General features: G+C 76.3%; 15 protein-coding genes and 1 pseudogene. 6 read left to right on the forward strand and 10 right to left on the reverse strand.

Annotation, left to right across the window (positions count from 1 at the left end; genetic code table 11):
• The coding region (locus tag ACFVHB_RS37375) for a hypothetical protein (RefSeq protein ID WP_380331610.1) at positions 1-1,058 on the reverse strand (1,058 nt) is incomplete at its 3' end.
• A 174-nt stretch (positions 1,059-1,232) separates the two neighbouring features.
• Here ACFVHB_RS37375 and ACFVHB_RS37380 point away from each other — a divergent pair.
• Positions 1,233-1,508: a hypothetical protein gene (locus tag ACFVHB_RS37380; RefSeq protein WP_380331613.1), complete on the forward strand. Its 276-nt coding sequence runs from the start codon at positions 1,233-1,235 to the stop codon at positions 1,506-1,508.
• Positions 1,509-1,590: 82 nt separating this feature from the next.
• Here the strand turns inward: ACFVHB_RS37380 and ACFVHB_RS37385 are convergent, their stop codons facing one another.
• Entirely contained in the window at positions 1,591-2,298 is a 708-nt protein-coding gene (locus ACFVHB_RS37385; RefSeq protein ID WP_380331616.1) for a 4'-phosphopantetheinyl transferase, read from the reverse strand.
• 254 nt (positions 2,299-2,552) lie between these two features.
• Here ACFVHB_RS37385 and ACFVHB_RS37390 point away from each other — a divergent pair, with 254 nt between their 5' ends.
• The 3 genes from ACFVHB_RS37390 (at position 2,553) to ACFVHB_RS37400 (ending at position 7,493) form a co-directional block, all read left to right on the forward strand.
• Positions 2,553-3,386: a metallophosphoesterase family protein gene (locus tag ACFVHB_RS37390; protein ID WP_380331619.1), complete on the forward strand. Its 834-nt coding sequence runs from the start codon at positions 2,553-2,555 to the stop codon at positions 3,384-3,386.
• 231 nt (positions 3,387-3,617) lie between these two features.
• Positions 3,618-6,353, forward strand: a complete 2,736-nt coding sequence (locus tag ACFVHB_RS37395) for an AAA family ATPase (protein WP_380331622.1) — start codon at positions 3,618-3,620, stop codon at positions 6,351-6,353.
• Between the two features lie 186 nt (positions 6,354-6,539).
• Positions 6,540-7,493 (forward strand): polyprenyl synthetase family protein, encoded by a 954-nt coding sequence (locus ACFVHB_RS37400; protein WP_380331625.1) that lies wholly within the window; start codon positions 6,540-6,542, stop codon positions 7,491-7,493.
• Between the two features lie 12 nt (positions 7,494-7,505).
• Here ACFVHB_RS37400 and ACFVHB_RS37405 read toward each other — a convergent pair whose 3' ends face one another.
• The 4 genes from ACFVHB_RS37405 to ACFVHB_RS37420 all read right to left on the reverse strand — a co-directional run bounded on the left by ACFVHB_RS37405 (position 7,506) and on the right by ACFVHB_RS37420 (position 15,412).
• Positions 7,506-9,275 carry an AMP-binding protein gene (locus ACFVHB_RS37405; RefSeq protein ID WP_380331628.1) on the reverse strand — a complete coding sequence of 590 codons (1,770 nt, stop codon included), beginning with the start codon at positions 9,273-9,275 and terminating at the stop codon, positions 7,506-7,508.
• Entirely contained in the window at positions 9,269-11,575 is a 2,307-nt protein-coding gene (locus ACFVHB_RS37410; RefSeq protein ID WP_380331631.1) for a LuxR C-terminal-related transcriptional regulator, read from the reverse strand. The genes ACFVHB_RS37405 and ACFVHB_RS37410 overlap by 7 nt, the downstream gene beginning before the upstream one ends.
• A 146-nt stretch (positions 11,576-11,721) precedes the next feature.
• The gene (locus ACFVHB_RS37415) at positions 11,722-14,316 is read right to left on the reverse strand and encodes a BTAD domain-containing putative transcriptional regulator (protein ID WP_380331634.1); all 2,595 of its coding nucleotides are present in this window, start codon (positions 14,314-14,316) and stop codon (positions 11,722-11,724) included.
• A gap of 94 nt (positions 14,317-14,410) precedes the next feature.
• Positions 14,411-15,412, reverse strand: coding sequence for an AfsA-related hotdog domain-containing protein (locus ACFVHB_RS37420; RefSeq protein WP_380331637.1), 1,002 nt, complete (start codon positions 15,410-15,412; stop codon positions 14,411-14,413).
• A gap of 522 nt (positions 15,413-15,934) precedes the next feature.
• On the opposite strand from ACFVHB_RS37420, the gene ACFVHB_RS37425 reads away from it, so the two are divergent.
• Complete coding sequence (locus ACFVHB_RS37425; RefSeq protein ID WP_380331640.1) at positions 15,935-16,579, forward strand: DUF1345 domain-containing protein; 645 nt, start codon at positions 15,935-15,937, stop codon at positions 16,577-16,579.
• 90 nt (positions 16,580-16,669) lie between these two features.
• On the opposite strand, the gene ACFVHB_RS37430 is transcribed toward ACFVHB_RS37425, so the two are convergent.
• The 4 genes and pseudogenes from ACFVHB_RS37430 to ACFVHB_RS37445 form a co-directional block, all read right to left on the reverse strand.
• Complete coding sequence (locus ACFVHB_RS37430) at positions 16,670-19,354, reverse strand: ABC transporter permease (protein WP_380331643.1); 2,685 nt, start codon at positions 19,352-19,354, stop codon at positions 16,670-16,672.
• A 115-nt stretch (positions 19,355-19,469) separates the two neighbouring features.
• Positions 19,470-20,310, reverse strand: a pseudogene (locus ACFVHB_RS37435) (ABC transporter ATP-binding protein).
• A gap of 141 nt (positions 20,311-20,451) precedes the next feature.
• On the reverse strand, positions 20,452-21,129 hold the full coding sequence (locus ACFVHB_RS37440) for a response regulator (RefSeq protein ID WP_380331646.1): 678 nt from the start codon (positions 21,127-21,129) through the stop codon (positions 20,452-20,454).
• Positions 21,126-22,709, reverse strand: a complete 1,584-nt coding sequence (locus ACFVHB_RS37445; protein WP_380331651.1) for a sensor histidine kinase — start codon at positions 22,707-22,709, stop codon at positions 21,126-21,128. Before ACFVHB_RS37445 ends, ACFVHB_RS37440 begins: the two co-directional genes overlap by 4 nt.
• Positions 22,710-23,052: 343 nt before the next feature.
• Between ACFVHB_RS37445 and ACFVHB_RS37450 the strand changes: the two genes are divergently transcribed.
• Entirely contained in the window at positions 23,053-23,610 is a 558-nt protein-coding gene (locus ACFVHB_RS37450) for a hypothetical protein (RefSeq protein WP_380331648.1), read from the forward strand.
• The last annotated feature ends 180 nt before the right edge of the window (positions 23,611-23,790 follow it).

Consider the following 23,790-nt stretch of genomic DNA (forward strand, 5'->3'; position numbering starts at 1 on the left):
GGTTGCGGCGGCTGCTGCTCGGCCGCCGCAACCGGAGCCCCCTTGCCGAGCAGGCCCGCCATCGCCACGTTGTACCCGGCCTGGAAGCGGCTGGTGGCCTCCAGCTCCTCGGTGATCTCGGATATGTGGCGCCGACAGGTGCGCACCGACATGCCGAGGCGGCGTGCCACCATCTCGTCCTTGTAGCCCCGGGCCATCAGCCGGATGATCGACTGCTTGAGGTCGTCGGTGGTCGGCGTGGCCTTCGGGGTGTCGTAGACGAACGGGGTCGCGCTGTCCCACAGGTGCCCGAACACCGCGCACAGGAAGGCCACCAGGGTCGGCTCGCGGACGATGGCGGCGCCCGTCGACTCCTCGGCGTCCCCGGTGCGCACCGGCAGGAACGCCGTCTCGCGGTCGTAGATCAGCAGCCGGTCGATCACCTGGTCCGCGGTGCGGATCTCGGCGCCCAGCGCGGTGACGTCGCGGACGTACGCCTTGGTCGCGAGGTCGCTGCGGGCGGTGTGCTGGTAGATGGTCTGGATCCGCACCCCGCGCTCCAGCATGCCCTCGGCGGACTTCCGCGCGGCCGGCAGCAGGGTGGAGGGGCGGGCGCCGCCCGGCTGGACCGTGAGCACCTCCTTGCGGCAGGTCTGCCCGAGGTGGTCCAGCATGTTCTGGATCGCGTCGACGTCGGTCACCACGTCGAAGGCCTCGAACCGGTTGCGCAGCCGACGGCCCTCGAAGTACAGGGGGGTGAGTGACAGCAACTTGCCACGTACATCGGTAACCGCTTGCATCAGGTCGCGGATCTGGTGTTCCGCCGGGCCGACCAGATCGGCGGCGGCCACGTCCGGACTGACCGGGACCAGGACGTTCGGATCGCCCGGCCTGGGCTGCAGCAGGTGCATCAGCCGCAGCACCTGCTCGATGCGGTTGACCTCGGCTTCTTCCAGTTTCAACACCGTGGCGATGGCGTGCCGGTCGAACCGCCCTAACTCGACCGCGTGTCCGTAGGCGCTCGCACTCAGATCGTCGAGTTCGGCGAAGCCGGTCTGAAACTGTGGGTGTCCGAACACTCAGAGGCCCCCGTCGGAGTGCGAAGTTCCTGCCATGCAACTTTACGCCATCGAGATCCGCTCGGACCTGGCGCTGCCTGCGCGGCAGAGTAGGGCGCGAGGCAAGGCGTCACAGGCTGCGGGGCCCGTTGCTTGCCGGACTTACCGACCTGTTCCGACTGCTTGGGGGACAAGATGAAGGACTCGACCATCCGGCTTCGGGTTGCCGCCAAGAGCGCGCTGCTCGCCGCGGGCGTCGCCGCTCTGATCGGGCTCGGCCACACCTCGGCGTCCGGCGCCGGCCTGACCAACATCGACGACGACCGGTGGGGCATCACCACGCCGATACAGCCCATCGTCCACAGCGACCACTTCGGCCTCAACAAGGAACTGCACATCAAGGCCGCCGACGAGCGCCTGGGCGGCTTCAAGGTCACCATCGCGCGGGAGGACGACGACCGCTGGGGCTGATCCCCGCGAAACACCGTCGGACAGGCCGCCCGGCCGGGAGCGCGCGAAATGACCAGCGCCCCCGGCCGGTTCCGCGCGAGCGCTACCGGACGCCCGACGGCAGGTGGCGGTCGGCGTCCGCCGGGCTGCCGGGCTGACGGGCGGGCAGGGCGATCGCGGTGAGCAGCACCCCGCCGGCCGTTCCGAACCGCCCGTCGAACCAGGTCGGTGCGCCGGTGGCGCGGACCTCGCGGTCCAGCAGTAGCTGCGCCCGGAACGTCCGCGCCTCCGGGTCCACCGTCACGATGGCGTCCTCGAAACCGAGTTCACGGCCCATCAGCGGGAACCACGTCTTGTAGACGGACTCCTTGATGCTGAACAGCAGCCGGTCCCAGGCCACGTCCGCGGCCGACCAGCGCAGCCGCTCGATCCAGGCGCGCTCCTCCGGGTGCGAGATCGAGTCCAGGACCCTGTCCGGCAGCGGGGCGTTCGGCTCGGCGTCGATGCCGATCGCGGAGACCTCCGAGCGCGGGGCCAGCACCGCCGCCCGGTAGCCCGTGCAGTGCGTCATGCTGCCCACCAGCTGCCCCGGCCACTGCGGCGCGCCCCGGCGGCCCGGCAGGATCGGCACCACGGGCAGGCCCAGCCGGCCGAGCGCCTGGCGCGCGCACCAGCGGACCGTCGTGAACTCGCGCTGCCTGCCCACCACCGCGTTGCGGACCTGGTGGGCCTCCTCGGGGAAGAGCGCGATCTCCCGGTCGACGGTCGACTCGACGGCAACGGCCGCGGCGGGCAACAGCGTGCTGATCACGATATCCTCCGAGCACCTCGACGTGGGTCCCCCCACCCTCGCCCGGCACTCCCGCCACCGCCAGCGCCCACCGGCCCGCCCGTCCGCGCGGCCCCCGCCACCGCCCCCCGCCTCCCAGCCGACTGCTACCCCGAGCCCGGCCCGCCGGCGCCCAGCCGGTGCCCTGCCACCCGCCCGGGCACGCTTGCCATGCGGTTGCCATAAGGGGTCGGCAGGGGTGTCGGCCGGCGCCCCGCGGCCCGTAGCCTCGCCCCATGCCGCACGGACAGCTCATGGGGATCAGCGACCTGCACGTGGCGCACCGGGAGAACCGGGAGTTCGTCGAGGCGCTCCACCCCGACAGCGCCGCGGACTGGCTGATCGTCGCCGGCGACGTGGGCGAGCTGTTCCCCGACGTCGAGTGGGCGCTCTCCGTGCTCAGCGCCCGCTACGCGCGCGTCATCTGGGCACCCGGCAACCACGACCTGTGGACCACCCCCGGCGATCCCGTCCAACTGCGCGGCGAAGCCCGCTACCGGCACCTCGTGGACCTGTGCCGCTCCCTCGGCGTCCTCACTCCCGAGGACCCCTACCCGGTCTGGTGCGGTCCCGGCGGACCCCTGGTGGTCGCCCCGCTCTTCGTGCTGTACGACCACACCTTCCGCACCCCCACCGCGGCGACCAAGGCCCAGGCCCTCGCCCAGGCGCACGAGGCCGGCATCGTCTGCACCGACGAGTACCTGCTGCACCCCGACCCGCACCCCTCCCGGGACGCCTGGTGCCGCGCCCGCGTCGCCGAGAGCGAGCGCCGGCTGGCCGACTGCGACCCGGAGCTGCGCACCGTCCTGGTCAACCACTACCCCCTGGTGCGGGAGCCCACCAGGATCCTGCGCCACCCCGAGTTCGCCCAGTGGTGCGGCACCGAGCGCACCGCCGACTGGCACCTCAGGTTCCGCGCCGCCGCCGCCGTCTACGGCCATCTGCACGTCCCCCGCACCAGCTGGCACGACGGCGTCCGGTTCGAGGAGGTGTCGGTCGGCTACCCGCGCGAGTGGCGGGCCCGGACCCGCCCCCGCGACGTACCCCGCCCGATCTTCCGCACCCGGTAAGGCCGGTCCGAGCAGGGGCGGGGCCCGCGGCGGCGGCGTCGAGGGAAGTTGTTGCCGTGCAACTTCCGGTCGGCATGCGGCCCGCCGCCCGCGCGGTGCGTGCTGCTTAGACTCAAAACCGCCGGCGGATCGATGTCCGGGTGGCAAGTCTCTACCGCGCCCGCGACCTTCCGGTGATCGCCGTGGGCGGGCGCGCTGACCGCGAGGCGGACGAAGCCGGGAGCCCCAAAAGTGCTGATCGACCGTGAACGAGAACTGGCCGTACTCGAATCCGCCCTCGCGGACTGCCTGCGGGGAAACCCCAGGACCGTCCTGATCGAGGGCGCCGTCGGCTGCGGGAAGAGCGAACTCGTCGAGACGGTCGCCGAACGCGCCGCCGCCTCCGGCGCCGTGGTGCTGCGCGCCATCGGCACCGCCGTCGAACACGACCTCCCGCTCGGCGTGCTCGGCCAGTTGCTGGCCGCCGCCCCGGCCGGGACCCTGCCGGACCCGGCGGCCGCCCCGGACCCGTCCCGGATCGACGTGATGCAGTCCCTGTGCGCCGCCGTGCACGAGCTCGCCGAGACCGCGCCGGTGGTCATCTGCGTCGACGACCTGCACCACATCGACGACCTGTCCTGCCGGTACCTGCTCCACCTGGTCCGCCGCACCCGCGCCGCCCGCGTCCTGCTGGTGTGCACCGAGTCCGTCCACGAGCGCGGCGACGAGCCCGCCTACGGCACCGAACTGCTGCGCCAGCGCAGCTTCGTCCGGATCCGGGCCGAGCGGCTGCGCCCCGAGGCGGCCGGCCGGCTGGCCGCCGCCGAACTGGCCGCCGGACCGGCCGCCGCCCCGGCCGACGGCAGGACCCCGCCCGCCGCCGACGCCGCCGGCGGCAACCCGCTGCTGCTGCGCGCCCTGATCGAGGAGCACCGGGCCTCCGGCCGGGCCCCCGAACTCGGCGGCGCCTTCACCCAGGCCGTCCTCGCCTGCCTGCACCGTTGCGGCCCGGCCGCGCGCCGCCTCGCCGAGGTGCTCGCGGTCCTCGACGAACTCGCCTCGCGCGAACTCGCCGTCCGCCTGCTCGGCAGCACCGACGGCACGGTCGTCCGGGGCAGCGCCGCCCTCGACGCCGCGGGCATCCTCGACGGCTACCGCTTCCGCCACGCCGTCGCCCGCCAGGCGGTGCTCGACCGGATGGACCCCGACGACCGGACCGCCCTGCACCGCCGCGCCGCCGAACTCGCCCACCGGGACGGCGCCCCGACCACCGCCGTGGCCGCCCAACTGCTCGCCGTCGGCCCCACCGACCTGCCGTGGGCGGTGACGGTGCTCGCCACCGCCGCCGAGCAGCTGCTCGCCGACGGCGCCACCGACCTGGCCGTCGCCTGCCTCGAACTCGCCTGCCGCGGCCGGGCCGACGACGGACAGCGCGCCCAGTTCCGCACCAAGCTCGCCGCCATCACCTGGCGGACCAACCCCAGCGCCGCCGAGCGCGACCTCGCCGGACCGCTGGAGACCCTACGGGCCGGAAAGCTCGGCCCGGCCCGGCTCGGCCCGCTCGCCCGGCTGCTCACCGAACAGGGCCGGATCGACGAGGCCGGCCAGGCCCTGGAACGGCTGGCCGCCGGCCGCGACGCCGAACGCACCGGCCGGCCCGCCCGGCTCGGCCGCGGCGCCGGCCCGCTGGACGGCCTCTCCGCCTTCCCCTGGTGGGCCGGCCCGGCCCAGCCGGGTGCGGCCGCCCGGCCCGGCGAACCGCTGCCGGCCCGGATCCCGGCACCCGCCACCCTGTGGGCGGCCCCCGAGTACGCGGCGGACGGCGTGGCCGGCGTCGCGGCCGAGACCTTCCTGCGCGGCGCCACCCTCGGCGACGGCACCGCCGCCCCGATCGTGCAGGCCATCCGGGCCCTGCTGGCCACCGACGGCCCCTCCCGCGTGCTGCCCTGGTGTCAGGTGTTCGTGGAGGAGGCCGTCCGGCGCGGCGCCCCCGGCTGGCAGACCGCCTTCACCGCCCTGCACGCCGAGGCCCTGCTCCGGCAGGGCGACCTCACCGGCGCGCGGCAGCAGGCCGAGGCCGCCCTGGACCTGCTGCCGGAGCGCGGCGGCAGCGCCTTCGCCGGGGGTGTGGCGGCCACCCTCATCCGCGCCGCCACCGCGGCCGGCCACCACGACACCGCCGCCCGCGAACTCGGCCGCCCACTGCCCGAGGGCCTCGCCGGCAGCATCCACGGCCTCGCCTACCTGCGGGCCCGCGGCGAGTACCACCTCGCCACCCACCGCTTCCACGCCGCACTCGGCGACTTCCTCGACATCGGCCGCAGCCTCAAGCGCTGGGGCCTGGACCGGCCGCTGCTGATGCCCTGGCGCACCGGTGCGGCCGAGGCGCTGATCCGCCTCGGCGAAGCCCCGCAGGCCACCCGCTTCATCGCCGACCAGCTCGCCCACCGGGACGCCGCCCACCCGTGGATCTCCGGACTCACGCTGCGCGTGCGGGCCTCCCTGTGCGAGCCCCAGGAGCGGCACGCCCTGCTCGCCCGCGCGGTGGACGAGCTGCACGACTCCGAGGACCGCTACGAACTCGCCCGGACGCTGGCCGACTTCGCCCGGGTGCTGAAGGAGCTCGGCGACGGCAACCGGGCCGACATGGTCAACCGGAGGGCCTGGCAGCTCGCCAAGGAGTGCGGCGCCGACGCCCTCCGCGAGCAGATCGCCCCCGGCCCCGGCCAGGCCGGCGCAGCGTCCGAGGACACCCGCCCCGGCGGCGTCGACCTCGCCGAACTCCACGCCCGGCTCAGCGACTCGGAGAAGCGGGTGGCGATGCTCGCGGTGCACGGCCACACCAACCGCGAGATCGCGATGAAGCTCTACATCACCGTCAGCACCGTCGAGCAGCACCTCACCCGGGTCTACCGCAAGCTCAACATCACCCGCCGTCAGGAGCTGCCCGCGCAGCTCCACCTGCACGGCTCGGGTGGCCGGGTGTAACGGTTCGGCGACCCGTATGACAGGAGTCTGGCAATGCGGTGAACGCACCGCGCCGCGGATGATAGGAATCAGTCGGTCACGGTGCGTCGGCCGGGGGGATTCCCGGGCCCGCGCCCGCCGCCGTTGCCGAACCAGCCGTCCGCCGGAGAGGCTCGGTGCGATGCCGCGCCTACCCACGGAGACGCCATGACGACGCAGCCCATGCCGCCGGACGCGGCCCTGCCCGAGGTGCTGCGCACCGACATGCTGGCCCGGGTCGAGGAGCGGACCCGCGGCCTGCTGCACGCCGAACGGGCCCGGTGCCGGGCCGTGGACCCCCGGGCCGCGGGCATGGCGGAGGCCCTGGCCGACCTGGTCACCGCCGGCGGTGAGCGGATCCGGCCCACCGTCCTGCTCACCGGCTACCTCGCGGCGGGCGGAGACCCGGCGGCCGGGCCCGCCGTCGACGCGGCCGTGGCCCTCGAACTCCTCGACACCAGCTACCTGATCCGCCGTGACGTCCGGGAGAACGCCCTGCTGCGGCACGGCGCCCCCACCCTGCACGTCCTGCACGCCGCCGAGCACGAACGCAACGGCTGGGGCGGCGACGCCCGGGGCTTCGGCGTCGGCATGGCCTCCCTCGTCGGCGATCTGGCGACGGCCCTCGCCGACCGGCTCGCCGCCGACCTGCCGGACGCCGCCCGGCAGGTCTGGCACGACCTGCGGATCGGCCGGCTGGGCGGCAGCTACGCCGACTCCGCGCTCTCCAGCCGCTACCTGGCCGACCCGTGGCCGGCCGGCTGCCTCGTCGGCTGCGCCCGCGGCTGCGCCAGCGGCTGGTACGCGCTCCAGCACCCGCTGCTGATCGGGGCGGCCCTGGCGGGCCGCGGCGACCTGGCGGTGGTCTACCAGGACTACGCCCGCCTGCTGCACGCCGCCTGGCGGGTGCGCGGCTTCCTCAGCGGCGGCGGGGACCGCGACTGGTACGGCGACCTGCTGCGGGAGGTGCTGCTGGGCGCCGAGGACCGCGACCGCGCCGAGCGCACCATCGCCCACCTGCTCGGCCGCGTCCACCGGATCGTCGCCGCCGCCCCGTTCTCCCCGCTCTGGCGCACCGAACTCACCACCCTGGCCACCCGCCTGGCCGCCACCCGCGCGTAGCCCCCTCCGGGGTCAGAGCGTGCGCGGGGTGCCCGGGCGGAGGGTGGTCAGCCAGCCGCGCAGGGCCTCCTTGCGGACGCCGCCGCGGTCGTCCCGCGGCAGTGCGCGGGCCAACTCCAGCCGGGTGGGCAGGAATCCCGCGCCGACGCCCCGCGCGGCGAGGTGCTCGCGCAGCTCGACCAGGCCGGGCGGCTCCGCCTCCGTCGTCGGGACGACCACCGCGCACGGCAGCTCCCCGTGCTCCTGGTGCAGGTAGTCCACGACCGCCGCCTCCGCCACCCGGGGGTGGGTCAGCAGCGCCTCCTCGACCTCCGCCGTCGGGACCATGAAGATGCCGCCGGCCCGCTCACCGGCCCGGGCCAGCACCTCGACCCCGCCGAGGCCGTCCGCCCGGCCCAGGTCCCCGGTGTCCAGCCAGCCGTCCTGCTCCCAGGGGACGACCGGGGCCGGGTCCCCGTGCCGCCACACCGCCGCGGCGACCGAGGGACCGCGCACCAGGAGCGGAGCCGGCTCCCGCGCGCCGACCGGGCCGGGACCGGCCGGCAGGACGGAGACCTCCAGCCCCGGCAGCGGGCGCCCGTCGCTCTCGCCGGCGCGTTCGGCGGGCGTCTCGCCCCGGGCGACCGTGCCCAGGCCCACCTCCGGTGCCCCCCACACCGCGTGCACCGGGGCGCCCAGGGCCGCCGGGAGCTCGGCCAGCAGCGGCGCGGAGGTGCGGGTGCGCCCGCCGGAGAGCGCCAGGTTCAGCGCCTCCAGCCGCCGGGGCCGTTCCCGCTGCGCCGACAGCACCTCCGACCAGTGGTCCGGGGCCGCGTACGCCAGGGTGGCCCCGGCCTCGGCCATCAGGTCCAGGCAGGTGCCCGGGTCCCAGACGTCCTGGAAGACGGCGGTGCCGCCGAGCGCGATCGGCCAGTAGACGGTGAACAGCAGCGAGGCCAGCGAGGTGAGCGGCAGCGAGGAGTAGATCACCTCGCCGCGCTCCGGCCCCGGCCCGGCGGCCGGGCGGCGGGGGACGACGTTCGCGTAGAGGGTGTTGGGGGTGTGCAGGGTGGCGGTGTAGCGGTCGCCCAGGCCCATCACCGTGACCATCAGGCCGATCCGGTCGGCCCGGTCGGCGCCCAGGGCGAGGCCGTCGCCGTGGCGGCCGCGCTCGTGCGGGACGCGCCGGAAGTACCCGTCGAAGTCCAGGGCCCCGGTCGGCGCGGCGTCGCCCAGGACGACCCGCTGGCGCAGCCAGGGCAGCCGGGGGGCCATCTCGGCCAGCGCCTCCGCGTGCTCGAAGCCCTCCCACCGGTCGGGCACCACGCAGACCCGGGCCTGGGAGGCGGCCAGGATCCGCTCCAGCCCGTGCGCCCGCACGGCCGGGAGCACCGGGACGGCCGGGGTGCCGGCCCGCAGGCAGGCCAGTACCAGGGCGGCGGTCTCCCACCGGCTGGGCAGCTGGACGGCGACCGGGTCGCCCTCGGCCAGCCCGAGCGAGCGCAGCGCGGCCGCGAACCGGTCGACGGTGTGCGCCAGCCGGGCGTAGCCGATGGTGACCGTGCGGTGCCCGGCGGCCCGGTGGCGGCGGTGGGCGACGATCGCGGGCCGTTCGGGGTCGAGCGCGGCCGTCCGGTACAGGTCGTGCAGAAAGGTCTCGTCACGCCACCACCCGGCCGCGCGGAACCGGGCGGCCACGTCCCCGGGCGGGCGGATCGCGGCGAGCGCCTCGGCGGCGAGGGCCTGCCCCGGGGCCCGCCCGGGCGGCGTGGGCCGCTGGGGCCGCCGGTCACCGGTCACCATCGGCCCACCGACCAGGCGACCTGCACCCGGGAGGAGCAGCCGAGCCGGCGCATCACCTCGCGGACGTGGTTGACCACCGTCCACTCCGAGATCTTCAGCCGGGCCGCGATCTGCCGGTTCGTCAGCCCCTCGGAGATCAGCATCGCCACCTGCACCTGCCGCGGCGTCAACGGCTGGCGCGCGGGCCCGGCGGGATCGACGGGAGCGGCCCCGGCCGCCGGCACGGGCGCGGCGAGCGCCTCCAGCACCGCGCCGGCCGGGGTGAGCCGGCGGCCCTCGTCCTCGGCGGTGGCGAAGTCGGCCGGGCTCAGCCGGGCGCGCAGCGAGGCGGTGGCCTCCGCCAGCGCCACCCGCCGCGCCTCGTCCGGGCGGCTCCCGAGCGCCCGCCGCAGCGCCCCGGCGGCGGCGAGCAGCCGGAGCACCCGGGGCTGCTGGTGGGCGGCGGTGCGGGCCAGCAGCAGGGCGAACTGCTCCAGGGCGCCGGGCAGTCCGGTCCGGTCGCCGAGCGCGTCGGCCACCCGCAGGCTCTCCCGCAGCGCGCCGTCCGCCGCCGCCGGGTCGCCCGCCTCCGCGGCCGCGGCCGCGAGCTCGCCCAGGGCGTCGGCGACGCCCTGGCTGTGCCGCAGCCGGCGGTGTGCGGCCAGGCCCTCCTCCAGCAGACCGGCGGCCTTGCGCTGCTCGCCGCGGGCGCGCAGCACCCGGGCCAGGTCGACGGTGGCCCCGGCGGCCAGGTGCGCGGCGCCCAGCGAGACGAGCACCTCGCGGGCCGGGGCGAGCGCGGCCTCGGCGGCGGTGTGGTCGCCGAGCCGCAGCAGCGCGGCGCCGAGCCGGGCGGAGACGGCGGCGGCCTGCCGGCGGTCGCCGAGCCGGCGGGCGGCTTCCAGGGCGAGGCGGTGGCGCTGGACGGCCGTCTCCGGATCGCCGAGCGCGTTCGCGAAGTGGCCGGAGAGGTCGGTCAGCCGGGCCCGCAGCGGCTCGGGCAGGGAGGGGTCGGAGCCCAGCCGGTCGCACCAGTCGCGGCCCTCGCGCAGCCGCCCGGACAGCAGCCAGGGGCGGCGGCAGGCGAGCAGCAGCCCGGCGGCGCCCTCGGTGTCACCGCGGTCGTGCAGCCGCCGCAGCGCGGCCGACAGGTTGGCGCCCTCGCCGGCCAGGGTGCGCAGCCAGTGGTCCTGCTCGCTGCCGGTGAGCCGGGGTTCGACGGCGGTGAGCAGCCGGCGGAACGCCTCGGCGTGGCGGTCCCGGGCCGCGTCCGCGCGGCCGGTGTCCGCCAGTTCGGCCAGGCAGGCGGAGCGGATCGGCTCGGGCACCGCGAACCGGGGCTCGCCCTCCTCCTTGCCGGTCACGGTGAGCAGGTGGCGGTCCAGCAGGACCTCCAGCGCCGTCTCGACGTCGGCGCCCCCGCCCGGGGCGGCCCGTTCGGCCATCGGGAGGCCGAACCCGCCCTCGAAGACGGCGAGTTGCTCCAGCAGGGCGTGCTGGTCGGGGTGCAGCCCGCGCCGGCTCCAGGCGGCCAGCGCGGCCAGCGAGTGGTGCCGCTCGGGCGTGTCGAGCGGGCCGCCGCCGAGCAGTGCGCCGCGCTGGCGCAGCCGGGCGTGCAGGGCCTCCGCCGAGTAGAGCCGCAGCTGCCGGGCCGCCAGCTCCAGGGCGAGCGGCAGCCCCTCCAGCAGGGCGCAGATCCCGGCGACCGCGGCGGCGTTCTCGGTGGTCAGGGCGAAGCCGGGGTCGATGTCGTGCGCCCGCCGGACGAACAACGCGACGGAGGGGAGCCGGAGCAGCGCGTCCGGCTCGTCCTCGGCCACCGCGGCGGCCTCCGGCACCGGCAGCGGGCGGACCGGCAGCAGTCGCTCGCCCGACACCCCCAGCGGCGACCTGCTGGTCGCCAGCACCACCAGGTCCGGCTGCCCGGCGAGGACCTCGGCGACGGCGGTGGCGAGCGCGCCCCCGTGGCCGTCGCAGGTGTCGAGGCGGAGCAGCAGCCGGCCGTGCCCGTCGTCGGCCGGCCGCGGCGCGGCGGCCTCCCGCCGGACGACCTCCGGCAGGCGCTCGCCGGTCACGTCGGCCAGGTCGACGGACCGGGCGGCGGTGAAGCCGGCGGCCGCGGGCGCGGCGGCCGCGGCGAGCCGGCTCTTGCCGACCCCCGCGGGCCCGGTGAGGGTGAGCAGCCGTAGCGACCGGTCCGCCAACCGGGCGTCCAGGGCAAGCAGTTCGCGCTCACGTCCGATCAGTTCGACGGCTCCGGGGGAGCACGGCGAAGGCTGCGCCGCCCGGACCGACCGCCACCCCTCTCGTGTTGCCGGCACTCCCCGCCCCCCGTCCTGCGCTTCCCCGTCCACCAGGGCCCCCGATCGGCCGAGGGTCCCGGTCCGCCGAGGCCCTGGCCGGCCAAGAGACCTGAGCCGCCAAGGGTCCTGGTCCTACCACTGTCGCCGGTCCTGCTTAAGGGTGGCTAAAGGGCCGGCGCGGGCTGCGGACGGGGCTCGTGCAGCCGCCAGACGCCGGGACGGACCTCCAGCCGGTGGCCGGGGCCGGACCGGGCGGTACGCAGGGCCCGGCGGGCGAAGGACTCCAGCCGGCGGTCATGGAGGGCGCGGGCGAGGTCCACGCAGGCGGTGAAGCGGGTGCGCGCCCGGGCGCGGTCGCCGCCCGCGAGCGCGTGGAACCCGAGGGCGCGCAGCACGTCGAACCGGGCCCGCCGGTCGGCCGGCTCGGGGTCGGCGGCGAGCGCGGCGGTCAGCAGCTCCTCCGCGGCGGCGCCGTCCCCGGCGTCCATCCGCAGTTCGGCCAGGCCGGCCAGGGCCCGGCTCAGCTCCGCCCGGTGGCCGGTCTCCTCGGCGATCCGGCGGGCCAGCCCGTAGTGCTCCTCGGCCTCCGCCAACCGCCGTTGCTGCCAGGCGAGGTCGCCGAGCGAGCGGAGCGTCCGCACCTCCGCCCCCCGGTCGCCGCAGCGCCGGGCCGCGTCCAGCGCGAGCGCGTGCGTCTCGGCCCAGGCGCCCCACGCGGCGTGCGTCTCCAGGTGGCCGTCCAGCGCCGCCACCAGCCGTACGGCGGCGCTCAGCCGGCCGGCCCCGTGGGCCTGCCGGACGGCGCGGACCAGCGCCTCCCGCTCGCGGGTGAACCAGCCGGCGGGCTCGGGCGGCGCGTCCCCGCAGGGCCGGGCGTGCGTCAGTACGGCGACGACCCGCTCGGCCGCGCGGGCGTACTCCGCGCACAGCCGCTCGATCGCGTCCCCGACGTCCTGCGGGCTCTCCTCCTCGGTGAGCCGCTCGACGGCCAGCACCCGCAGCAGCTCCGGGACCAGGTAGCCGGCCCGGTCGGCGGCGACCAGCAGCCGGTCGTCGACCAGCCCGTCCAGCAGCCGGGCGGTCTCCGCGGGGGAGCGGCCGAACACCGCACCGGCCGCCGCGCGCCCGAACGGGCCGGCCGGCAGCAGCCCGAGCAGCCGGAAGGCCTGCCGCAACTCGGGTCGGGCGTCCTGGTACGCCCGCAACAGCGGGGCACGCGCGTCGAGTTCGCCGATCTGCAGCTCGCCGAGCCGGAACCGCTCGTCCCGCAGCCGGTCCACCAGCGAGGCGACGCTCCAGTGCGGACGGGCCGTCAACTGGGCGGCCACCACCCGGACGGCGAGCGGCAGCCGGCCGCACAGCTCCAGCAGTTCGCGGACGGCGGCCGGCTCCGCCGCCTCCCGCTCCGGTCCCGCCGCCGCGGCGAACAGCGCCCGGGCCTCCTCCGGGTCGAGGGCGTCCAGCAGGACCGGCCGGATGCCGCCGAGCCCGGCGGGCAGCCGACGGGCGGTGACGATCGCGCTGCTCCCGGCGGTGGTCGGCAGCAGCGGTCGCAGCTGCGCCTCGGAGTCGGCGTTGTCGAGCACCAGCAGCAACTGACGGTCCGTCAACTGCTCCTGCCAGGCGTCACGGAGCTCGCCCGCACCGGCGCCGTGCGCCAGCCGCACCCCGCGCCGCCGGAGCAGCGTGGAGATCGCCTTCGTGGCGGGCAGCGGGTGTCCCGGCTCGGGTTGGAGGTCCAGGAAGAGCCGCCCGTCCGGGAAGGCCGGACCGCTGCGGTGGGCGACCTCCAGGGCGAACGCCGTCTTGCCGACGCCCGGCTGCCCGGCCACCGCGACGAACGACCCGGCCGGGCCGTTCCGCAACAGCTCCTCGACCCGGGCGAGCGCGGTGTCGCGGCCGGTGAAGACGGGGTCGGCGGGGGGCAGCGCGGCACCGCCCGGGACGTCGAGCGGCACCGCGCCCTGCGCGCCCTTCCGGGCGGCCGCGGGCTCCTCGTCCCCGGCGGCCGTGAGCAGCAGCCCGGGATCACCGGCCAGGATCCGGCGGTGCAGCCGCTGCAACGGCGGACCGGGTTCGACCGCCAGCTCGGCCACCAGCAGCTTCCGCAGCTCGGTGAAGGACCGCAGCGCCTCGGCCTGCCGCCCGGCCCGGTACAGGGCCAGCATCAGATGGCCGTGCAGTTCCTCGCGCAGCGGGTGCTCGGCGGCCAGCGACCGCAGTTCGGCGATCAGCTCGTGGTGCCGGCCGAGTTCGAGGTCGGCCCGGATCCGCTGGTCCAGGGCGGCGGCGCCGGCCTCGGCGAGCTGGGCGGCGGCCCCTTCGAGCAGCGGCCCGTGCGGGGTGTCGGAGAGCAGCGGGCCGCGCCAGAGCGCGACGGCCCGGCGCTGGAGGTCGGCGGCGCTGTGGTAGCGGCCGTCGGCCAGCGCCTCCCGGCCGAGCCGGTGCAGCTCCTCGAACACGGACAGGTCGAGCAGCTCCGGTGCGAGGGAGAGCCGGTAGCCCGGGGGCTGGGTGCGCAGCAGCTCCCGGCCCCGGGCGGGGTCGACGGCGTCCAGCAGCTTGCGCAGCTGCGAGACGTAGACGTGCAGGGTGGAGGTGGCCGTGCGCGGCGGCTCGTCCTGCCACAGTTCGGTGACCAGGCTGTCCACCGACACCACCTGGTTGGCCCGGACCAGCAGGGTGCCGAGCACCACGCGCAGCTTGGCCGCCTGCGGGGTGTGCGAGACCCCGGGGCCCGCACTGCCCTCGATTTCCATCGGTCCCAGGATCCGGAACCTCACCGGGCCCACCCCCCGTGCTCTCTGCCGCCGCGTACCCGGCGGTGACGGCGACCCGCCGGTCGGCGCCGGGTCAGAAGTCCTGCACCACAGTGGTGCGTGCCTCGGCCACCGTTCTCCGGTTCTGGGTCAGCGTGAGCGTGACCGGGACGCTCGGCCGCCCGGCCGCGTCCCGCCCGATCGCCCCGGGAACGGTCGCGCAGCGCACCGGGAGGTCCGCCTCGGCGTAGCCGCGGAAGTGCACGTCACAGGCGGCCAGCATGGCCCGCTCGGGGACCAGCCCGACGGCGCGCCCGGCGGTCAGCACCGAGGCCTGCCGCAGGGACTCCATCAGCAGCGTGCCGCTCAGGTGGCCGTCCGCGGTGGCGCCCAGGGCCGGGGCGTCCCGGTGCGGCAGGACCCACGTGCTGAGCCGGCCCTGCGAGGACTGGGTCGGCTCGCTCACCACCACGTTCGCCGCCGAGTCGCGGCCGACCGCGCCGGCTTCGACCGGCCGGACCGGGCCGTCCGGCTCGTCCGCCAGTTCGGGTGCCGCCCGCACCGCCCACCGGCTGTGCGCGAGCTGCTTGCGGTGCAGACCGGGCATGACGAAGACCAGGCTCGCGCTGCCCGTCGCGCACGGCACGTCGTTCAGCGACACGTCCAGGTGGAAGTCCATGCCGCGCGGCACCCCGTTGACCGTGTTGGCGGGCGTGGCCCGCAGTTCGGTGGTCATCCGGGCCGGGCCGCGCCCGGCGCGCCAGGCGGCCACCTCGGTCACGCCGAGGCCGACCCGGTAGAACAGGCCGGGCCGGTCCGCGGGCACGCCGAAGTACTGCTGCCCGACGAACTCGCCGATCTCCCGGACCGCCTCGGTGACCAGCTGCGGGTCGTGGAAGTGGCCCGGCCCGTCGTTGAACAGCGGGTGGGTGCTCGGCGCGTCCCCGGTGAGCAGGAAGCGCTCCTCGCCGCTGCTCGGCGCCTCCAGCAGGTAGTGGTCCCAGGAGGGCGGGCAGTGGATCAGGTGCCGGGTGGCGTGACCGAGCAGCCCGTGGTCCAGCCCGGGGCCGACGATCGCGGTGCTCTCGATGGTCATGGCGGTTCCTCACCCGGATCGGCTGGTGGCCGCGGTGTCGACAGGCCACGCCCCAGCATCGCCGCACCGCGTGGTGCGCCGACATCCGGTGACGGTGGCAGCAAGTTGCGCGGCCGGTTCTCCCGGGCGGTGCCCCGCGAAGCGCGCCGGCCGCCCGGCCCGCCGCCGTACCGGCCCGCTTCACCGGGGCTTTAGCGGCGCTCTGGGGGCGGTCCCGACAGTGGACGGCGCGGCGGTGACCCCGATGCCCCGGAGGGAAGCCCGCCACAGCCTCGTTCCGGGTCCTCCCCCGACCCGGAACGAGGCGTAGCCCGCTCCCGCGCGCGGGACCGGGCGGGCGGCCCCGCGCCGCGCATCCGACCTCGTCACAGCGGGTGACGGCGGGGTTACACTGGCGCCGCTCCGGGACCGGGCGGAACGCCCGGGAACCGGATCCGGTATCCGCCCCACCTGATCAGGGTGACGATCGCTCAGAGGAGCCCGTCGGTGCACTCCTGGCTCTCCGAACGCCGTCGAGCGGGCGTGAGCACGCTCGTCGCGGGCGGTGCGGCGGTGGTCCTCGTCCTCCTCCTGGTGTTCAGCCGGGGCCCGGCGCCGCTCTCGGCGGCGGACGCGGCCGTGCTGGTGCTGTTCGTCTACCTCTCCTCGTACCTCACCGTCACGGTGATCGCCTTCTCACGCGCCTCCCCGGAGCGGATCCGCACCTGGGCCGGACGCGCCGATCGCGGCACGGTGCTGCAGCGCTACGTCCTCGGAACCGCGCCCGGCCCCGGCGTGTCGAACTTCGTCGCGGCCGTGGCGCTCGTGGTCTCGGTGGTGTGGCGCCCCGGCTACGTCGGCTCGGCCCTTCCCGTCGGCGTCCGGGTGACCGTCGCCCTCGTCCTGGTCGCCGACGCCTGGGTCTGCGTGATGGTGTCCTTCGCGGTCGCCTTCCACGCCGACAACCTCGTGGAGAACGAGCAGGCGCTGGAGTTCCCCGGGGAGGGGACCGCGGCCTGGGCCGACTACGTGTACTTCGCCATGTCGGTCATGACGACCTTCGGCACGACCGACGTCAACGTGATGTCGCGGGAGATGCGACGGACCGTGTCGGCCAATTCGGCGATCGCCTTCGTCTTCAACACCGTGACGGTGGCGAGCCTGGTGGGCGCCATCGGCAGCGGCTGAACGGCCGCTGCCTCCGGCGTCCTCGCCAGGCGTCGTCCTCGCGAGCCTTCGTCAGGCGTCTTCCTCAGGCGTCTTCCTCAGGCGTCCTCCTCAGGCGTCGGTGACGGCCCGGAGCGGACCGAGGGCGGCGGCGCGGCGGGCGGGGAGGGCGGCCGCGGCGGTGGCGGCGGCGAGGGAGAGCGCGACGACCAGGGCGAGGGTGCCCCAGGGCAGCGCGAAGGCGTACTGGGGGATGGCCCCGTTGGCGAGTCCGCTGATCCGCCAGGCGGCGAACACACCGGCGAGGAGGCCCAGCAGGGTGCCGTACGCGGCGACGGTGAGGGACTCCACGCGGATCATGCGGCGGACGGCGGCGCGCTCCATGCCGAGGGCGCGCAGGACGCCGATCTCCCGGGTCCGTTCGGCGACCGACACGGCGAGCGTGTTGACCAGGCCGAGGCCGGAGACGACCACGCCGACGGCGAGCAGCCCGAAGACCAGCGTGACCAGGTCGCCGGCGACGCCGGCCTGTTCCCGGACCAGCCCGCCGCGGGTCCGGACCTTCAGCAGGGGGCTGTCGTCGACGGCGCCGCGCAGCTGCTTCTCCAGGCCGGGCGAGGCGGCGTGGCCGGCGGTGGCCACCAGGATGCGCTGGACGGAGCCGCGCAGGAAGCCGTGCTGCTGGACGTCGCCGCGGTCGGCGAGCACGTCCTGGGCGGTGGGGTTGTCCTGGTAGATCCCGATGACGGTGTAGGTCCGGTCGCGGTCGCCCTGGCCGGGGCCGATGCTCGCGGTGATCCGTCCGCCGGTGCCGATCCGGTTCTCGCGGGCGAAGCTGCTGGAGACGGCGATCCGGCCCGGTCCGAGGCCGGCGGCGGAGCCGCTGGTGAAGTGGAGGTTCATGACGGCCCCCACGGTCTTCGGGTCGACGCCGGAGACGTGCCGGGCGAGGGCGCCGGTGGAGAGGGTGGAGTCCGCGACCGCGGAGGCGGTCGCGACGCCGGGGAGCGCGGCGACCCGTTGGACGGCGGCCGGGTCGATGGCGGTGGTCGTGGTGCGGGTTCCGATGACGTAGTCGGCGCTCAGACCGGCGGCGGCCTGGGCGTCCAGGGCCCGGCCGGCGGAGTGCTCGATGACGGCGAGTCCGGAGACCAGCGCGGTGCTGATCATCAGGGCGAGGGCGGTGGCGGCGGTGCGGCGGGGATCCCGCAGGGCGTTGTCCGTGGCGAGGCCGCCCACGACGCCGTGCCGCGCCGCGGGCCGGCTGCCGGGCCGGGTGGTTCGCCGGTGCCCCCGCCGGATGGTGAGCGCTGCGGCGATTCCTGCGGTGAACCCGGTGGCGAGCCCGGTGGTGAGCCACGCCCCGAGCCGGCCGAGGGCGCGGATCACCGGTCCCGCCAGCAGCGGGGCCAGCAGGATCAGCCCGGTCACGAGGACGCCGCAGCCGGCCATCGCGGTCCGCAGGTTCCGGTCCGAGGCGTCCTTCGCGCCGCTCAGGGAGACCAACAGGCCGGCGCCGAGGAGGAGCAGGGCCGTGCCGGCCGCGCCCCGGATCCGGGACGGCGCGGCGGACGGGGGCTGCTCGGCCGTGCGCATCGCCTCGACGGGTGCGATCCGGGCGGCCCGCCGGGAGGGCAGCCACGCGGCGAGCACCGTGACGCCGACGCCGACGACGAGGGCGGCGAGCACCGGGGCGGGGCCGATCACCAGCGGTCCCCGGGGCAGCCGGTCGTCCGCGCCGCCGAGCACGCCGAGCACGTCCGGCAGGACGGCGGCGACACCGAGCCCGAGGGCGAAGCCGAGGACGGAGGCGGCGAGGCCGACGAGTGCCGCCTCGGCGAGCACCGAGCCGACCACCTGGCGGCGGGTGGCGCCGATCGCGCGGAGCAGCGCGATCTCCCGCGAGCGGCGCGTGACCAGCATGGTGAAGGTGTTGACGATCAGGAACGAGCCGATGAAGAGCGACACCGCCGCGAAGATCACGGGCAGTCGGGCGTAGCCGTTGGTCCTGGTGCGGATGAAGACCGCCTGCTGGTCCGCCTTCGCCCGCGCGGTGGTCGCCTCGGCGCGGTCGGCGGGGAGCACCGCGTCGACGCGCCGTGCGAGTTCGACCTGATCGGTGCCGGGCGCGGCGGACAGGTCGATCCCGGTGTAGTGGCCGGGGGTGGCGAACAGTTGCTGCGCGGTGCTCCTGTCGAACACCGCGAGGGTGCCGCCGGAGGTGACCCGGGTGTCCTCCGTGGAGACGAGGCCGACCAGCCGCATCCGCAGGACGGGTCCGTCGACGGCCAGGGTGACGGTGTCGCCCAGCGCGTAGCCGCCGGCCGCCGCCGTGCCGCGCTCCAGCGCCACCTCCTCGCCGCCGCGCGGTGCGCGGCCGGACGTCAACGGGTAGCGGCCGTCTCTGCCGTCGGCGCCGGGGAGGTAGGCCGCGGCCAGCCTGCCCATCGCGTCGTCGGCGCGCATCGGGGAGCCGTCCTTGGCGGCCAGGGTGACCGAGCCGTCCACCGTCGGCCTGGCGGCGGCGACCCCGGGCACGGCGGCCAGCCCGGCCACGAGCGCGTCGTCGAGGACGGTGGCGCGCGCGTCGGAAGGGGAGCCGGGGGCGGATTTCGGCTCCACGGTGACCGCGATGCCCGCGTAGTCCCGGGCCATGGAGGCGCGGTGGGCGGCGGTGGTGGAGTCGGCGAAGACGAGGGAGCCGGTGATGAACGCGACCCCGAGGCAGACCGCGAGGACGGTCATGGCCAGCCGGGCCTTGTGCGCGAGGACGTTGCGCAGGGCGGTTCGCAGCATGGTGGGCTTTCGGAGGAGGTGGGACGGCGGCGCGATTCGGCGGACGGCGGTCGGGACGCATGGTCAGGACGCAAGGCCCGGGCTCGGGGTCAGGGCGCGTGGCCCGGGCTCGGGGTCAGGGCGCGTGGCCCGGCGGCTGGGCTTCGAACGCGAGCATCCGGTCCAGGACGGCGCCGGAGGTCGGCTCGTGCAGTTCGTCCACCAGACGGCCGTCGGCGAGGAACACCACCCGGTCGGCGTGAGCGGCGGCCACCGGGTCGTGGGTCACCGCACCACGGTCTGTCCGAGCTCCCGCACCGAGGGGCCCGGGAACCCGAGGACCTCGGCGCCCGAGCGGGAGTCGAGCTTGCCGGTCGGCGCGTCGGCGAACACGATCTCCGGGCGGGAGGCCGGGGCGCGGGCCACGGCGACGCGCTGCTGCTGGCCGCCGGAGAGCTGGGCGGGGCGGTGCGCGAGCCGGTCGGCGAGCCCGACGGTGGCGACGACGGTGTCCAGCCACGCGGCGTCGGGCCGCCGGCCGGCCAGCCGCAGCGGCAGGGTGATGTTCTCCAGCGCGGTGAGGGTCGGCAGCAGGTTGAAGCCCTGGAAGACGAACCCGAGCTTCTCCCGCCGCAGCCGGGAGAGCTGCCGGTCGTTCAGGGCGGACAGCCCGACACCGCCGATCCGGGCCGACCCGGAGGTCGCCCGGTCCAGCCCGGCCATGACGGGGGCACCTCCCAGCCGCCAGGCTGGGGGAGGATCAGGGTGGACTTGCCGGAGCCGGAGGGGCCCATGACGGCGGTGAACCGGCCCCGCGCGAACTCCACGGACACCCCCTCCAGCGCGGTGACCCGGTGCTCGCCCGTCCCGTACGTCCTGGTCAGGCCGGACGCGCGGGCGGCCGGGGCCGGCTCGGCCGGGGTGGTGCCGGAGAACCCGGTCGGGGTGGTGCCGGAGAGGGGGAAGGTGTGCGACATGGCCTCCATCCTCACCGCCCCGAACCGCCCAAAGATCGTGCTAAAGGCGGGAGTTGGCCTCTGTCGAAAGAGCGGCGCCGCGGGCCCGGCTCTGCCGGACGGCAGAGGCCGGCCCGGGACGGCTCCGCCCCGGGGGAGAGATCAGGGGGCCAGGCCGGTCCGGTGGGCCAACACCGCCGCCTGGACGCGGCTCGCCGAACCGGTCTTGTCCAGGATCGCCGCCACGTGGGTCTTCACCGTGCCGACGCCGATGCCGAGCCGCCCCGCGATGTCCTGGTTCGACAGCCCCTCGCCGAGCATCGCCAGGACCTCCCGCTCCCGGCCGGTGAGCCGGGCGATCCGCTCGTCCGCGAGCGCGCCGCCGGTCGGCGGCGGGTCGGCGGCGCGGAGCATCCGGGTGATCACGGCCCCCGTGACGCCCGGGGAGAGCACCGCGTCCCCGGCCGCGGCCGCCCGGACCGCGCTGATCAGCTCCTGCGGGCCCTCGTCCTTCAGCAGGAACCCGGCGGCGCCCTCCCGCAGCGCCCTGACGACGTTGTCGTCGTCGCCGAAGGTCGTCAGCATCACCACGCGCGGCGCGGGATCGAGGGCGAGCAGCGGAGCGATCGCGGCCAGCCCGTCGCACACCGGCATCCGGATGTCCAGCAGCACCACGTCGGCGCGGTGGGCGGCGGCCAGTTCGACGGCCCGCCGCCCGTCCGGGGCCTCGGCGACGACCTCGATGCCCTCGGCGTGCCGGAGGATCAGGCGCACGCCGTGGCGGATCATCGTCTCGTCGTCGGCGAGCAGGACACGGATCGGCCGGGTGGGCTCGGTCACGGGTTCTCCCAAGGTGCGGCGTCCCGGACCGACGGGACGGTGAAGCGGTCGATGGCGATGAGGCGCTGCGCGCCGTCGAAGCAGTAGCGGGCGATGGTCAGGCCGCCGGGGGCGCGCTCGGTGGCGCCGTTGAAGGGGTAGAGGCAGCCGGCCGTGCCGGCGGGGCGCGGCGGCTCGTGGCCGGTGGCCGCGGCCCGGACCGCCGCGTTGTCCAGGACGCCGGTGGCCGCGACGTCGCCGTAGGTCATGCCGACCCGGGGCAGCGGGCGAGGCCCGGCGCCCGGCCGCGGCGCGGTGGCGTGGACGAAGGCGGTGCCGAGAGCCGTCAGCACGCTCAGCGCCACCAGCCCGAGGGCGAGCGTCAGCAGGTGCGCGGCGGTCCGGCTCCCGGGCGCGAGGCCCCCCTCGTCACCGGTCGACCCCGCTTCCCCCTCCCTCCTCTCCGGTTCCTCCGGCTCGGCACCGGGCCGTCCGGGGGCGTCGCCGGGCTCGGCCGGAACGGTGGCGTCCACCCGGAAGCCACCGGACGGCAGCGGGCCGGCGTCGAACGTCCCGCCCAGCAGCTCCACCCGTTCCCGCAGGCCGGTGAGCCCGCGGCCGGTGCCCAGGGAAACGGCCGGGCCCGGACGGGAGGGCGGGGCGCCGTTGCGGACGGTGACCCGCACCGACGCGTGGCCGTGCACCACCGTCACGGCGACGTGCGCCGCGCCCGCGTACCGGTGCACGTTGGTCAGGGCCTCCCGGACCACCCGGTGCACCGCCCGGCGCACCGGCGCCGGGCGGGCGTCGAGGTCCGGCCCCGTCCAGTCCAGCCGAACGGCGATCCCCCCGTCCCGGGACCGGGCCACCAGCGCCTCCAGGTCGGCACGGGTCCCGGTGGCGTCGGTGAGCGCCTCCGGCCCGGTGTCCCGGCCCAGCGGCCCGAGCACCCCGAGCGCCTGCCGCAGCTCGCGCATCGCGTCCCGGGTGGTGCGCCGCACCAGGACCGCCTCCTCGCGCAGCCCGGGCTCGGCCCGCTCCAGGGCCAGCTCCAGCCCGCCGGCGTGCAGCGAGATGAGGCTGAGCCGGTGCCCCACCAGATCGTGCATCTCGGCGGCGATCCGGGACCGCTCGTGGATACGGGCCTCGCTGTCGGCCAAGCGGCGGGCCCGCTCGGCCGCGTCCCCGCGCTCGCGCAGCGCCCGCACCAGGCGCCGCTGCTGCCCGTACGAGGTGCCGACCAGGCCCGGGACGATCACGGCGGTCGGCGTCAGGACCAGACCGAGCGCCAGCCCGTACGCCATCGGCCCCGGACCGAGCCAGGGTGCGGACACCGTCGCACACACCACCAGCAGCGCGGCCGCAGCGGTGAGCAGTCGAGCCCGCCGCCGGGCCTGCTCCGTCCGCCGCGCCACCGTGAACGCGGCCGCCGCCGTGACCGGAGCGACGCAGGACGCCAGACCCGTCAGCGCGGCGAGGCCGAGGAGCACGGTCGCGGGGAAGCGGCGACGCAGGACGAACAGCCCGGCACCGGCGGCCAGCGCCGGCAGCTGCGGATACGGGTGCGGCAGCAGCCCGAGACCGGCGACCGCCACCCACACACCCAGACCCGCGAGCACCACCCCGGCCGTTTCCGCCGCCGCGCGCCCGGCCCCGCCCGGAAACCCTCGGGAGGGACGACCGCGGACAGAACGACGGAACAGACGAGTGCGCACCACGCTGACCAGTATCGATACCCGCAGCCGCGACGGCGTGCGCCTCACGGCGGATCCGCGGCTCTACCGAAAGGCAGAGCGGCTCTGCCCGTGGGCAGAGACGAGTAGGCCCGCCGGCCGGAGGCGGAAAGGCGCCGGCCGGAGACGGGAAGGCGCCGGCCGGAGACGGGAAGGCCGTCGCGGGTGATCGGTAGGCTCTCGGCTGATCGCAGGGGCAAGAGAGGGAGACATGGGCCAGAAGATCATCCGATTCTCGGACCTGACCGGCAAGCACGCGGAGGACGACGGCGACCTGGTGCGCATCGTGGTCCGCCAGCACCCCGACCTGGAGGACGGCCCGGTCGAGATCGAGGCGCTCGCCGGCGAACTGACCGAGCTGCAGGAACTGGCGCTCGACCTGGTGACGATCGAGCTGCACCACCCGGACGCCGACGAGCCGGAGACGGTCGTCCTGGAGGCCGACGCCTTCGACCGGCTGGCCTCGGCCGCCCCCATGGCCGAAGTGCTGCGCACCGCCAAGCGCGTCGCCCGGACCGTCCCGAGCCAGGCCACCGCCCCGGGCGGCGTCAGGGAGCGCGTCAACTACGCCAGCCTCGAACACGCCGGCAAGCCGCACAAGGGCCGCACCACCGACGCCGAGAAGCAGCTCGTCCAGCAGCACCTGGACGAGATCAACGAGCGCCTCGCCGCCGAGGGCATCCGCACGATCGACCTCGCCAACGCGGAGCACGTCGCCCGCTACGGCCTGGAGACGCTGGCCCAGGACCGCGGTACGACCCTCGCCTGAGCCCGTCCCACCACCCGGCAGCCGGCCGGCGGGCAGCCCGTCGGCCGGCTCTCATGAGGCACTTGCTTCTTGTCCGATCCAGGTCTAGTGTTTCCTAGTCGCTCGGCAGGGAGCACCGGACACGCGTCTGCGCGGACGGTCCCGGGGCGGCCAATCCTTGGAAACACCACTTCCCAGTTC

Source organism: Kitasatospora sp. NPDC127111, from assembly GCF_042677465.1.
Taxonomy (GTDB): Bacteria; Actinomycetota; Actinomycetes; order Streptomycetales; family Streptomycetaceae; genus Kitasatospora.

Bases quoted from the DNA above. Each gene is read 5' to 3' on its own strand.
- ACFVHB_RS37380 (WP_380331613.1), top strand. From the start codon at position 1,233: ATGAAGGACTCGACCATCCGGCTTCGGGTTGCCGCCAAGAGCGCGCTG.
- ACFVHB_RS37390 (WP_380331619.1), top strand. From the start codon at position 2,553: ATGCCGCACGGACAGCTCATGGGGATCAGCGACCTGCACGTGGCGCAC.
- ACFVHB_RS37400 (WP_380331625.1), top strand. From the start codon at position 6,540: ATGACGACGCAGCCCATGCCGCCGGACGCGGCCCTGCCCGAGGTGCTG.
- ACFVHB_RS37405 (WP_380331628.1), bottom strand. From the start codon at position 9,275: ATGGTGACCGGTGACCGGCGGCCCCAGCGGCCCACGCCGCCCGGGCGG.
- ACFVHB_RS37415 (WP_380331634.1), bottom strand. From the start codon at position 14,316: ATGGAAATCGAGGGCAGTGCGGGCCCCGGGGTCTCGCACACCCCGCAG.
- ACFVHB_RS37420 (WP_380331637.1), bottom strand. From the start codon at position 15,412: ATGACCATCGAGAGCACCGCGATCGTCGGCCCCGGGCTGGACCACGGG.
- ACFVHB_RS37430 (WP_380331643.1), bottom strand. From the start codon at position 19,354: ATGCTGCGAACCGCCCTGCGCAACGTCCTCGCGCACAAGGCCCGGCTG.
- ACFVHB_RS37450 (WP_380331648.1), top strand. From the start codon at position 23,053: ATGGGCCAGAAGATCATCCGATTCTCGGACCTGACCGGCAAGCACGCG.